The 13,507-nt window shown below is 31.1% G+C and carries 13 protein-coding genes; 1 reads left to right on the top strand and 12 read right to left on the bottom strand.

The annotated features are described in order from the left end of the window. Nucleotides 1–126: 126 nt before the first annotated feature. From ACX0KU_RS07865 to ACX0KU_RS07825, 9 genes are read right to left on the bottom strand one after another with little or no spacing between them, the layout of a single operon-like run. Nucleotides 127–1,473, bottom strand: a complete 1,347-nt coding sequence (locus ACX0KU_RS07865; RefSeq protein ID WP_472992363.1) for a sigma-54 interaction domain-containing protein — start codon at nucleotides 1,471–1,473, stop codon at nucleotides 127–129. A 41-nt stretch (nucleotides 1,474–1,514) separates the two neighbouring features. Next, nucleotides 1,515–1,946 carry an MOSC domain-containing protein gene (locus ACX0KU_RS07860; protein WP_472992362.1) on the bottom strand — a complete coding sequence of 144 codons (432 nt, stop codon included), beginning with the start codon at nucleotides 1,944–1,946 and terminating at the stop codon, nucleotides 1,515–1,517. Continuing rightward, nucleotides 1,947–2,432 carry a cyclic pyranopterin monophosphate synthase MoaC gene (gene moaC, locus ACX0KU_RS07855; protein ID WP_472992361.1) on the bottom strand — a complete coding sequence of 162 codons (486 nt, stop codon included), beginning with the start codon at nucleotides 2,430–2,432 and terminating at the stop codon, nucleotides 1,947–1,949. A gap of 1 nt (nucleotide 2,433) precedes the next feature. Continuing rightward, nucleotides 2,434–3,396: a GTP 3',8-cyclase MoaA gene (gene moaA / locus ACX0KU_RS07850; RefSeq protein WP_472992360.1), complete on the bottom strand. Its 963-nt coding sequence runs from the start codon at nucleotides 3,394–3,396 to the stop codon at nucleotides 2,434–2,436. Between the two features lie 29 nt (nucleotides 3,397–3,425). Then, entirely contained in the window at nucleotides 3,426–5,348 is a 1,923-nt protein-coding gene (locus ACX0KU_RS07845) for a molybdopterin biosynthesis protein (RefSeq protein WP_472992358.1), read from the bottom strand. An 18-nt stretch (nucleotides 5,349–5,366) separates the two neighbouring features. Beyond that, nucleotides 5,367–6,596, bottom strand: coding sequence for a molybdopterin molybdotransferase MoeA (locus ACX0KU_RS07840; RefSeq protein ID WP_472992357.1), 1,230 nt, complete (start codon nucleotides 6,594–6,596; stop codon nucleotides 5,367–5,369). Further along, the gene (locus ACX0KU_RS07835; RefSeq protein WP_472992356.1) at nucleotides 6,574–7,323 is read right to left on the bottom strand and encodes an ABC transporter ATP-binding protein; all 750 of its coding nucleotides are present in this window, start codon (nucleotides 7,321–7,323) and stop codon (nucleotides 6,574–6,576) included. The genes ACX0KU_RS07840 and ACX0KU_RS07835 overlap by 23 nt, the downstream gene beginning before the upstream one ends. After that, the gene (locus ACX0KU_RS07830) at nucleotides 7,313–8,014 is read right to left on the bottom strand and encodes an ABC transporter permease (RefSeq protein WP_472992355.1); all 702 of its coding nucleotides are present in this window, start codon (nucleotides 8,012–8,014) and stop codon (nucleotides 7,313–7,315) included. The genes ACX0KU_RS07835 and ACX0KU_RS07830 overlap by 11 nt, the downstream gene beginning before the upstream one ends. A 39-nt stretch (nucleotides 8,015–8,053) precedes the next feature. Beyond that, complete coding sequence (locus tag ACX0KU_RS07825; RefSeq protein ID WP_472992354.1) at nucleotides 8,054–8,929, bottom strand: ABC transporter substrate-binding protein; 876 nt, start codon at nucleotides 8,927–8,929, stop codon at nucleotides 8,054–8,056. Nucleotides 8,930–9,081: 152 nt separating this feature from the next. Between ACX0KU_RS07825 and ACX0KU_RS07820 the strand changes: the two genes are divergently transcribed. Further along, nucleotides 9,082–9,573, top strand: coding sequence for a MogA/MoaB family molybdenum cofactor biosynthesis protein (locus ACX0KU_RS07820; protein ID WP_472992353.1), 492 nt, complete (start codon nucleotides 9,082–9,084; stop codon nucleotides 9,571–9,573). Between the two features lie 48 nt (nucleotides 9,574–9,621). On the opposite strand, the gene ACX0KU_RS07815 is transcribed toward ACX0KU_RS07820, so the two are convergent. From ACX0KU_RS07815 to ACX0KU_RS07805, 3 genes are all read right to left on the bottom strand, one after another. Then, on the bottom strand, nucleotides 9,622–10,779 hold the full coding sequence (locus tag ACX0KU_RS07815; RefSeq protein WP_472992352.1) for a DUF362 domain-containing protein: 1,158 nt from the start codon (nucleotides 10,777–10,779) through the stop codon (nucleotides 9,622–9,624). 389 nt (nucleotides 10,780–11,168) lie between these two features. Further along, nucleotides 11,169–12,245 carry a class III poly(R)-hydroxyalkanoic acid synthase subunit PhaC gene (gene phaC / locus ACX0KU_RS07810; protein ID WP_472992351.1) on the bottom strand — a complete coding sequence of 359 codons (1,077 nt, stop codon included), beginning with the start codon at nucleotides 12,243–12,245 and terminating at the stop codon, nucleotides 11,169–11,171. 84 nt (nucleotides 12,246–12,329) lie between these two features. Then, on the bottom strand, nucleotides 12,330–13,391 hold the full coding sequence (locus ACX0KU_RS07805) for a poly(R)-hydroxyalkanoic acid synthase subunit PhaE (RefSeq protein ID WP_472992350.1): 1,062 nt from the start codon (nucleotides 13,389–13,391) through the stop codon (nucleotides 12,330–12,332). Nucleotides 13,392–13,507: the final 116 nt, after the last annotated feature.

Below are 13,507 nucleotides of genomic sequence, written 5' to 3'. Positions count from 1 at the left end.
ATTTCAATTTTTTAAGCTAGTCCCATAAAATTAATGTTTTCTTGATATTAATTTTATTTATTTATAACTATTCTACTACAATCAAATTACATCACTTGTTCTATTTAAGAACAATAATCCCCTTTATTATAGTTCTATTTCAGAACATCGTTCCACATTAGAACAGCACTCTGTACTTTCAAAGTCTGAATTACCTAAATTAATTTTATATTTTTCTATTTTTCTGTATAAGGTATTACGTCCAATTGCCAATGCTTTAGCAGATAGCGATACGTTATTATTAAATTTCTTTAGTGTTTTAATAATATGTTGTTTCTCGTTATATTCCAGTGTTAAACACTTATCTTTTTTATTTAAAGGTATAAATATTTCCTGTTTCTCTTCTCCAGGCACATGAACCCTCTGAGTGTTAATCATAAGTTCTACTATATTCTCAATTTCCCTTATATTTCCAGGCCAGTAATATTCCATAAACTTAACTTCGTAATATGGTGGTATTTCTAACTCTTTTTTATTAAGATTCTTCGATATACTTTTCATAAAGTATTCTATTAAAAGGGGTATATCCTCTTTCCTTTCTCTTAATGAGGGAAGTCGTAAAGGCAAAACATTTAAGCGATAATATAAATCTTGTCTAAAATTTCCTTCTCGTATCTTTTTTTGAAGATCTTTATTAGTAGCTGCTATAATCCTAACATCAATTGGTATATTCTTAATACTTCCAACAGGATTAATTACCTTCTCTTCTATAACTCTAAGAAGCTTTGTCTGCATGTCAATAGGCATTTCCCCTATTTCATCTAGAAAGATAGTTCCACCACTGGCAAGCTGAAACTTACCTATAGCTCCTCCTAATCTTGCACCAGTAAAAGCACCTTCTTCATATCCAAAAAACTCCGACTCCATTAAATTTTGAGGAATAGCCCCACAATTAACTGCTACAAAAGACTTATTTCTTCTACTACTATAATTATGAATAGATTGCGCAAAAACTTCTTTTCCTGTTCCACTCTCTCCAGTAATTAAAATAGTAGATCTACTGTCAGCAATGTTCTTTGCATAATCAATTACTTCTAAGAACTTTTCACTTTTTCCTATAATCTTGTCAAAGTTATAAATAGCTTGTCCAGATGTAATTCTATTTACTAATTTTCTATCCTTTTTTACTTCTTTAAATATAATTAAGACTTTCTCTATTTTACTCTCTCTATTAACTAAGGGATGAGCATTAATTTGAAGATAAGAAACATTTTTATTAATGCATACTTTAAGTTCTTTAGAAAACAAAGCTCCAGACTTCGCTTCATTTAAAATATATTCCCATTCTCCTATTATGTTAGATACCTTCATTTTTCTTAGGTCTAACTTCTTATATCCAAGCAAATCAGTAAGTCCTTTGTTTACTGTGTCAATGTGTCCTAATAAGTCGCATATCATAATACCTTCTGAAATCTCTTCAATAAAGCTTATCATATGTTCTTCTCGTAAAATAGATTTCACCTCCCTATTAAATCTTAAATTATATCAATATTATCTCCCTCTTTAATCTTTCCTCCCTTTATTACCTTCGTAAATATTCCCTCTCTTGGCATAACACAATCTCCAACTAATTCACGAATAGCACATCCCATGTGACACTCTTTTCCTATTTGAGTAACTTCTTGAATGGTTTCTCCTATTTTAAGCATAGTTCCTACAGGAAGCTCCCAGAGAACTATTCCTTCTGTAGTTAGATTTTCTGCAAATTTCCCTGTACATAACCCTTCTGCACCCTGTGATTTCATCTTGTCCATACTTTCTAATCCGAGTAAACTAACCTGTCTATGCCATTTTCCAGCATGTGCATCTCCTTCAAGTCCAAAGTCCTCTATAAAATTCCCTACTGGAATCCCTTCCTTTGGAACTCCCTTTTTCTCACTTATATTGATTGCTATTACTCTACCCATTTATATATTCTCACCTCTTCTTATAAATTCTCCTGATTTTCCACCTATTTTCTTAACAAGCCTTATATTATCAATAACCATCTCTTTATCAATAGCTTTGCACATATCATAAATAGTTAAAGCAGCTATAGAAACAGCACTTAATGCCTCCATTTCTACTCCTGTTTTACCTGTTGTTTTTGCTTCTGCTTCTATAATAATAGATGATTCTTCTTCGTTAATTTCAAAGCTTAAGTCTACTCCATTTATTAGTATATTGTGGCACATTGGAATTATATCACTTGTTTTCTTAGCTCCCATTATTCCTGCTACTTGAGCAACAGCTATAACATCTCCCTTTTTCATCTGCCCTTCTTTCACTTTAATTAGTGTTTCTCTATTCATTTTTATAGTTCCTCTAGCAATAGCAACTCTCTTTGTTTCATCTTTTTCTCCAACATCAACCATTTTTGCTTTTCCATTCTCATTAAAGTGCGTAAAATCCATATTATCCTCCTATTTGTACCATTTCTCTATTTATAGGGTTATAGTTCTTTTCATTCATATGGTGCTCTTTAGGTTTAATCTTTACAGCATTAACAATAATAGGTAAGATATCTCTCTTTTCTCTTAAGTCAGTCTTTATATCAACTTCATCATTTGAATGAAGACAAGGTTTAATTTTACCATCTGCTGTAAGCCTTATCCTGTTGCAACTTGAACAAAAGTGTGAGCTTATTGGGTTTATAAGACCTACTCTTCCCTTTGCACCCGGTAACTTATAATGCTGTGCTGGTGCTGACTTATCCTTATTAATTATAGGTATTAAATTAGGATATTTTTCTAAAACTATGTTATTTGAAATACAGTGCTCTTTTGACCAGTCTCCATTATCACCAATAGGCATAAGTTCTATAAACCTTATATCATATTCATTTTCTATAGTAAGATTTATAAAGTCATCTATTTCATCATCATTAAATCCCTTAACTAATACTACATTAAGTTTTAAAGGTGTTAACCCGACTTCCTTAGCAGCTCTAATTCCTTCAAGAACATTCTTAAGTTTACCACCATTTGTTATATACTCATATCTATCCTCTTGTAGAGTATCAAGACTTATATTTACTCTTTTTAAACCCGCCTTCTTTAAATCTTTAGCATATTGCCCTAGAAGGGTTCCATTAGTCGTTAATGCTACTTCATTAATTCCTGGTATCTCTGATATCTTTTGAACAAGTCCTACTATACCTCTTCTAACTAGAGGTTCTCCACCAGTTAACCTTACCTTATTTACTCCTAATTTAGTTGATACCTTAACTATTTCTTCAATTTCTTCCATACTTAAAATATCAGAATGGCATTTTTTTATTATGCCTTCCTCAGGTATACAATATCTACATCTTAAATTGCATAAATCCGTTACTGATATCCTTAAATAATTTATTTCTCGTCCTTCTCCATCTAACACGAACTTCCCTCCAATCTAAGGTATATCTTTTAAATGTAAATTATTTCACCTGGGCTGTCTAGACGATATCCACCTATTTGTTTAAGCTGAGTTTCTAAATCTTTTGATTTAAGAATTCTTATAAAGTCCTTAACTTTGTCTTCTTCTAAAAAGCTTTTCTCAATTAAAAAGTCATAATCTTCCTCACCAATGGCTATAAAATCAAGATTCATGGTTCTTGCAACGGACTCTATCCCCATACCTACATCTGCTGTTCCAGATAGTACAGCAGTGGCTACTGTCATATGAGTAGTCATCTCTCTATCGTATCCCTTTATATCATCTGAATCTATGGATAATTGATTTAATTTATAATCTAAAAGTACTCTAGTTCCAGCACCCTTTTGTCTATTTACAAATACTATATCTTCTCTCATTAAATCTTTAATGGAATTAATATTCTTAGGATTGCCTTTTTTAACCATAAGTCCTTGAATTCTTTTAACTCCTTTTAGTAAAGCCATTTCTTTATTAACTAAATACTTTTTAACATATTCTATATTATAAACTCCAGTTTTATGGTCAAGAAGATGAATAGGTGCTATGTGACATTCCCCTCTTCTGCTTGCCATAATTCCTCCTAAACTACCTACATGAGCCGATGACAAGCTGCTTCCTCTTGATTTCAAACTCATTTCATTAGTTATAATATCTATTATTATGTCGTGACTTCCTATTAAAACTAAAGTATTCTCTATACCTCTATAGTCTTTCAAAAGCTCCACTTCAACCTTTTCTCCTGCCTCAATACCTTCTACTGTTTTAGGTATTTTAAGTACTCCATCTGCTCTCACTAGAGACATAGTAACACCTGCCCCTCTATTTAATGGGGTAGCAATTAACTTTTCTCCTATTTTCCCAAGCTTTACTCTCACAAACTCAAGATGTTTTAGAGAAGACATTAATCTACTTGATAAAATAGCCTCTACCTTCTGCCTGCTCTCTTCTTGTATTTTTAAATATTTAAAGATTAAAGGCGACACAAAGGAATCAAAGACAAAGTATGCAGATACAGGATATCCCGGAAGACCAATTACAGGTTTATTATTAACTTTCCCTAATATAGCTGGTTTTCCTGGCTTTATAGCTATGCCGTGAGCAATAACTCCGCCTAATTCCTCTATTATTTTTGAAGAATAATCTTCACTTCCTGCTGATGAACCAGCATTTATTATAACTATATCGTTTTCATTTGCTGCCTTTATCATTGCACTTTTAATTAGTTCATAGTCATCTATAACAGGTTTATATCTATTAGCTTGTCCTCCACATTGTACAACTAGAGCTTCAAACATTCTTGAGTTAGAATCTATAATCTTCCCTTCTGATATTTCCTCTTCAGGATTAATTATCTCAGTCCCTGTTGGAATAATTCCAACTTTAGGCTTTTTAATTACTTTTATCTCTAAAATTCCTCCACTTAATAATGATCCTATATCAACCGGAGTTATCTTATGAAAAGCAGGTATTATCATCTCTGAGGCTACAATATCTTCTCCAACTGGCCTTACATGTTGCCATGGTGATGCTGCTCTTATTATCTCAACGGTGTAATCATCTATCTTTACTACATCTTCTATCATAATAACTGCATCAAAAGGATCTTTTATAACATCTCCTGTGTCTACATATATAAAATCACTACCTATTTTTAGCCTTATAGGGTTAACCTCATTGGCCCCAAAAGTAGATTTATATATAACTGCTATACCATCCATAGCAGAAGCATTGAAATACGGGGATGATATCTTTGCAAATATAGCTTCTGAAGTAACTCTATTTAAAGCATCCTCTACTCTTAGAATTTCTCTTCCTAATCCATTAATTCCTTCTTCACATTCTCTAAAAAAAAGTTCCTTTGCCTCTTCTAATTCTAAATTAGATAAGTATACATTTCTTTGAAAGCTACTCAAACTAAATCACCGCCTTTATTAAAATAAATCTACTCTAATTTTTTCTCCCTCTTTAATCCCTTCCTTATCTTCATGGATCTTCACATATCCCTTAGCTTTTGACATTAATGTTATCATTCCTGACTTCCCATATACTGGACGTGCCTTATACTGATTATTTTCCTTTTCTAAATAAACCATCTGATATGTTTCTTTACCTTGAGCTGAATGCACATTAGTCATCATTGTAGCTTCAATAAAACTCTCTTCATATTCATCTAGATTAAAAATCCTCTTTACAAAATACTCTACAAAAACCTTGAAAGCTATCATAGCTGAAACAGGTTGTCCTGGCAGTCCAAATAAAGGTTTATCATCTATCTTTGCTAATATGGTAGGTTTTCCTGGATTCATAGCGACACCATGAACAAATACTCCTGGCTTTCCTATCTCATCAATAACAATTGTAGTTATATCTTTAGTCCCAACCGAACTTCCTCCTGATAGTAGAACAATGTCACTTTTTTGCATGCAATCTCTTAATATACTTTTAATAAGCTCTTTATCATCCTTTACTACACATCTTTCAACCACATGAAGTCCACTTTTTTTTGCCATAGCTGATAAGGTATATGTATTTATATCCTTTATTTTTCCTAGTTTAAGCTCTTCCTTTGGATCAGTAACCTCATCTCCTGTTGAAATTATAGCTATAGATGGAATCTTAAATACACTTACCTTATCTATTCCTATAGAGGACAGAACTCCTATATCTTGTGGTCTTAATCTCATTCCCTTTAGTAGAACCTTTTGATTCTCTTTTATATCATCACCTATATCAACTACATTTTCTTTAGCTACAACTGATTTTGAAACCGTAATATTTGTATCATCTAAATTCTCCACATATTCAATCATAACTACAGCATCTGCCCCTTCAGGTACCATCCCCCCCGTTGGCACATAAACTGCTTTATCTGCAGTGACTTTCATATTTGCCACTTTTCCCATCTCTACTTCCCCTATTATTTCTAAAAACATAGGTAAGCTTTCACTAGCTCCATGTGTATCCCTACTTCTAACTGCATATCCATCTACAGTAGATCTTCTAAAATGAGGTACATTTAACTTTGAGTATATATCTTCTCCTAATATTCTATCAACAGCTCCAAATATATCTACTTCTTCTATCTGAATTTTAAAATCTTTAAAGTTTTCCATAAGTTTTTCTCTAGCAGCTTTAACGCTATGAACCTTGAACATTTCCATAGTGAATACCTCCATTTAAGTAATTGTATTCAAAATCTATAAATCCTTTAGCTTCTATGCTTTGTGGAGAAGTTAATATCTTTTTTGTATTCCCAATTTCTATTAATTTTCCATCTTGCATGAATACTGTATTATCACAAATTCTACTGCATTGAGCAATATTGTGAGTTACTATTAAAATAGTTGTTTCCCTTGCTTTGTTTAGTTCTATTAAATTTCTTTCTATTATTTTTGTTGAGTTTGGATCAATATTTGCAGTTGGTTCATCTACTATTAGTAACTTAGGTTCAAAAATCATAGCTCTTGCAAGAGCAACCTTTTGAGATTCTCCCCCTGATAATTTAGTAGCTATTTGATCCTTCAATTTATAAATTTCAAACCTACCCATAATTTCATTTACTTTGTCATGTATTATATTTTTACTAACTCTTCTAATTATTAATGGATAAGCAATATTTTCAAAGACTGTCCTTCTTAAAAGATAAGAGCTTTGTTCTGAATAAGTCATAAATTTCATTATTTCAGGATTTAATTGTAATCCATTATATGTAACTTCTCCGCAGTCTCTCTCTTCAAGTCCAGCTAAAATTTTCATAAATGTACTTTTACCTGAACCATTTGGGCCTAATATCCCATGAATCTTACCTCCTTCAAAGTTTAAATTATCAATATTCAATACTACTCTACTTCCATAAGATTTCCTAACATTTTTCACCTTAATATTCATCTTCATCACCCTGAATGTATTTATATAAAAAAGAATTAATAATAAAAGAAATAGCTAGAAGTACTATCCCCATAGCAATTGAAGCTGAATAATCACCCATGGCATTATTCATTGATATATATGTAGTCATCACCCTAGTATGACCCTTTATATTTCCCCCCACTAACATTACAGCACCAACCTCAGATATAGCTCTTCCAAAGCCTGTTACTATTGCTATAAACATATCTATTTTTGTTTCCCTAATCAATAAAAATAATGTATGATATTTATTTCCTCCTAAAGTTAAGCATAACCTGCTTATCCTTTTCCCAGCTTTTTTTGTATTATTAAAAATTATTCCTGTAATAATAGGAGTAACTAAAAGTGCCTGGGCAATTATCATTGCTGTAGGAGTATAAAGGATTTCTAAAACACCTAAGGGTCCTCTTCTTGAAAAAATTACTGAAACTATTAAACCGAGAACAACTGGTGGAATCCCCATACAGGTATTTAAGAGTTTCCCATATACTCTTTTAAATTTAAATTCTTTCATAGAACTATATATCCCAATAGGCGCTCCTATTAACGTTCCAATTATAGTTGCAATACCAGAAACACTCATAGACAAAAGAATAATAGAATATATCTCCCTATCTAGCGAAAAGAGAAGCTGAAAAGCTTCCTTTATACCGTTTAAAATGTATATCATAATATCCCTCCAGTTGCATTTCTAGTAAATACTCTTAATCTATTTAGATCTAGCATTAGGATAGAACACTTGATCCTCATGTCCTAAAATTTTAAAAGATTTAATTAATTCTTGAGTCTCATCTGATATAATCCAGTTTACAAACTTTTTTGCCCCTTCTGAATTTATCGTATGATTCTTATTAGGATTTACAGGAATTATTCCATACTGATTAAGTAAGCTCTCATCACCTTCACAAATTATCTGTAGATCTACATTATCCTGCATTTTTATATAAGTAGATCTATCTGATATTGTATATCCTTGTTTCTCATCTGCTACTTTTAATGTCTCACCCATCCCCTGACCTGTTTCCATATACCATTTCTCTTTGCTTGGATCTATACTTTTTTCCTTCCAAATAGATTTTTCTTTCTTATGTGTCCCAGAGTCATCCCCTCTAGATAAAAAGGTTTGTCCACTATCCGCAATTAACTTTAATGCTTTTCCCATATCTTGCCCTGCATTCTTACCGATCTTTACTGGATCGCTTTCAGGTCCTAAAAGAATAAAGTCATTATACATAACATCATATCTAACTGTTCCATGCCCTTCTGATACAAATTTCTCCTCATCCACCTTTGCATGAACTAGAAGTACATCAGCTTCTCCATCCTTACCCATTTGTAATGCCTTACCTGTACCAACAGCTACAACTTTAACTTCTATACCCTCTTTTTTTTCAAAATTAGGCAATAAGTATTCTAATAATCCACTATCTTGTGTGCTTGTTGTTGTAGCTAAAATAATGGAACCCTTTACATTATCCTTTTCCGCATTGTTAGGATTTACTTCTGATTTTCCTGAGCATCCATATAAAAAAACAGAACTTAGTACAACTAAAGTTACAATTATGTTTATTAATTTTTCTTTCATTTTCTTTTCCTCCTTAAATTGTTTATTAAATTATACACTAAATACTACTTTTACAATAATAATATCTTCGTATTGATTTTAAATCTTTTCTATATTAATCTTATAAGTAAGTAAAATAAAATCTAATAATATTTCTAGAGGTGGTGCTATTCTTGTTTAAAGTAGGTATATTGACTGCTAGTGATAAGGGTTACGTAGGTCAACGTGATGACAAAAGTGGCAAAGTTATTGAAGATATAATGGTAAAAAACGATTATGAAATTATTTATTATAAAATTCTTCCTGATGAAAGAGAACTTATTTCTAAAGAACTGATAAAAATGTGTGATGATTTATCTTTAGATTTAATATTAACAACTGGCGGGACAGGCTTTTCCCAAAGAGATTGGACTCCTGAGGCCACTTTAGATGTAATTCATAGACAAACTCCTGGTATATCTGAAGCTATGAGACATCACAGCTTAAGCATTACTCCTAAAGGAATGTTAAGCAGAGGGGTATCTGGAATTCGTAATACTACTCTAATTATCAATCTTCCGGGAAGTCCAAAGGCTGTTAAAGAAAATTTAGAGTACATATTACCCGCATTAAAACATGGACTAGAAATTTTAAAAGGAACAGCATCTGAGTGTGCTAGCAATTAAAATAGTATTAGACGCCAAATATGGCGTCTAATACTATTTTAATGATAACTATTTAAAACCTAGTCGCTTACTTATTCCCTTTTTCTTAGTTATTATGGCCCCTTCTGGACAAAGTTCTTGACAACAGAAGCATCTTATACAATTGCTATAATTCCACTTTGGTATTACCTTATTATTATATTTTGCAAAGGATATTACCTTAGATTTTTCCGGACATACCTCATCACATTTCCTACAACCTATACACTTTTCTTCAATTACAACTGGGTCAGGTGCAGTCAAGGATGCAACAAAGTTATTTAATGAAGGACTTATAAAATTAAACACCTTAGCACCTCGTGAGAGTTTAAAGTCTTTACATTTCATATCCTCTACTTTTTCACCGAGAACTTCTATTTCTTCTGGGCGTACTGCTCCCCACTTTGTATCATGAGCAACCTTTAGAAATGGCACAGCAAATACATTGTCATATCCAATTAATCTTACAGCTGTAGAATCTACTGCAGTAAGACTTTTCCCCATAATTATAGTATCTATCTTTTTAGGGGTTCCATTTCTAGGTCCATTTCCTTCCATAGCGATTATTCCATCAAGAATTGCAAAATTGGTTTTAACAACAGTATTTAAATCCAAAAGCATTTTACTAAAGTTAACTGGATTAGGCAATTTTGTGTGCCATGTTGCTTTTTGTGTACCAGGTACACAACCAAATTGATTCTTAACTGCTCCTGTATAGTACATCATAGCATGAGTTTTAAGCTTTGGTAGTGTTATAACTACATCAGCTTCATGAGCTGCTCTAGCAACATTCCAGAACTTATACATTAAAGGATTATCAAGCTCAACATGTACTTCATCATTGAAATCCACGAACCTTACTCCATATCTTTCAGCAACCTCAATTAACCCTGATTTCTCAGCAGCTTTTCTTGTATCTCCCAGACCTGGTGAGTCACCGAATGTTATATTATTACTATATTCTTTGACAATCCTTATAACAGCTTCAAACACTGCGTAATGAGTAATAACTGGTGATCCTTTTTCAATTATGCTAAGAAGATTAGGCTTTAATAAAACCTTACTGTTTTCAGGTATAAGAGTTCTCAAAAAAGAGTCCCCTCCTAAAAGTTCAAAACCTTCTCTAAGTTTTTTTTCAATATGGTCAACATCGTAATCTGTGCATTTTAATAAAGCGACCTTTTCCATAACACCTTCACCTCTACATTTAGGTATATTACTGCATTTCTAAATTATACATTTAATGAAGTGTGTATTTCAATAAAAATATAGTGTATTGCCAAAAACTTGTCCAATCTTGAAACAAGATAGCCAATATATACAAAAGAAACTACCAAGCCAAGAATTATTAATATCCCCATATATTCACCTTCCTATAAATCAACATATGGTACTATTCTATTATTTTGGATATTAAGATTGTATTAATATTGAATAAATTGATATAAGGAAGATGTAAAGAATATATATAAGCTTATTATGATTACATATAAATTCTCTGATAATAAATTATATTAAGTTTATTATCAACTTAAAAAATCAGTTAGCAAAATATATTTGCCAACTGATTTTTTTATCTATTTTTTACTTCTATCTAAAATCCATTTTGCTATTTTAGGAACAATTTCTTTCTGTGAACGAGAGCTTGCTACAATTCCTGCATGCCCTACAGGGTAAGAAACCATTTCTTTATCCTTGCTTCCTACTACATCATTTAATGGTTTTGATGCGGATGGTGGAATTAAATTATCCGCTTCTCCAAAAATATTTAATAATGGCATAGTTACATTCTTAAGATCAACGCTCTTATCTCCTAACATAAACTCACCCTTAATAAGCTTGTTTTCTTGCCATAAATCCTTCATATACTTTCTATAGGCTTCCCCCGCTTGTCCTGGGCTATCAAAAATCCACTTTTCCATGCTTAGAAAATCTGCTAATAATTTAGGATTATCTAGGCTATCTACCACTCCTATATATTTATCCACTAATAAAGTATAAGGCTTTAAAGATACAAAAGTCATATTTAGGAACCAACCTGGTACAATCCCATAAGCATCTACAAGACTATCTACATTCATATCTTTAGACAATTTAAACAAAATTCCATCATCAATGTCAAAATCTATTGGAGATGCAATAGTCACAAGACTATTTATTTTCTCTGGATACAATGATGAATAAATAGTACAGAATGTTCCTCCTTGGCATTTAGATAAAATATTTATTTTTTCTACTTTATTCTTTTGTCGTATACAATCTATTGCATTTCCTAGATATCCTTCTATATAATCTTCTAGAGTTATATATCTATCTTCTGCTGTAGGATATCCCCAATCTATAATGTAAAGATCTAGTCCTTGTTCTAATAATTTTTTCACAAAACTCTTTTCTTGCTTTATATCCATAATATAAGGTCTATTCATTAATGCATAAACTATCAGTGTTGGAACACTTGTTTTTTTCTTTACCTTGGGAATATAGTGATATAATTTCATCTTATCTTCTTGATAAATTAATTCTTTTGGTGTTTTATCATGGTCCTCATATTCGATATTCATCAAAATATCAATTCCATTTACCATCTTTTCTTGATTTTTTAATATCTTATCCATATATTCTGTATACATATTTGTTTTAAAAATATTATTCAAGTAAATTCACCTCTTCATTTTTAGCATACTAATTTATAATTTATTTCAGCTATTAGTACTACTTACTATTTGTTTACTCTTTCTCTACTTACTTTGTTTATTTAAAAGAATTTTCAGCTCCTCTATTTCCTTTTTCATACTTCTAGTTTCTTTTTTTATATCATATACAGTTTTATACAAACTGTCCATTTCCGTTTTTTTTGGTACTGGTATAAAGGACAGATATTCCTCCCACAATTTATCTGACTCAATTTTAAAATTGGTCATTGCGTCTAACATATGTCCTACTAATTTGCTAAACTCATCTGAAAAGAATAATTTATTAAAAGCGTTATCCATTTCTTTAGTATAATATTTATAAAATTGTTCAAAGGTCTGTGGCGCTACTCCTTCTTTATACATTTCCATATAATCTTGAAAAATCTTTTTCATAGTTTCTTGTGTCAAATTATAAATATTTGCGCAAAACTCATTAACAAGTACACTAAAACGAATAAATTTATCAAAACCTTCTGATTGCTTTTCTAAAAATTCTCTATCAATTCCCATCATTGGTGTATTAATAAATTTACTAAAAGATTTATCATAGTTATCTTTCCATAGTTTAAAATACTCTACATATCCTGATGGATTATTAAAATATCCTTTATAAAAAATATCTTTTAATTCTTCTTGGCTACTTATCCAAGGCTGCCAAAACTTATTTGCTGCAACTTTATAAGATTCCATTATACCTATAGAATCTTCTAATATTTTTTTCATAGGCTCTGGAACATATGGAATATAACTTTTTTTCATATATTCCATATTTTGTTCTGACCATTCTTCATAAACTTTTTTAATAGTATCTTCTGTAGGAATAAACCCAATTTCTTTTAACTTTTTCCAAACTTCATAAATACTTTCGTATATACCATTGCTTTGATTTATTTTTCTATATATTTCACAGGGGTCTCCTGTATAACTCGTAAATAACTTAGAATTAAAAGCCATTACTTCATTAAAATAATTCATCGGATTATAATTACTTTGTAAATTTTCATTATCTTTTGATTCTTCTTGTATACCAAACATATTCTTCCATGATTCAAACATATCTTTCTGTACATCTAAAAATTCATTAAACATATTAACGTTATTCTTCATAAAACTTCCTCTACCCCTTCCCGGTCTACCAATTTGTATTAAATTTATAGTTTTTTAAAGCAGCGTACTTTTCTATTTATATTCATCTATAATTATATTTATTACTAAAATTATTT

The sequence above is a fragment of the Clostridium sp. X genome (genome assembly GCF_055755365.1).
Note: the sequence above shows the minus strand (reverse complement) of the source record. Positions and strands in the feature narration are given on the sequence as shown.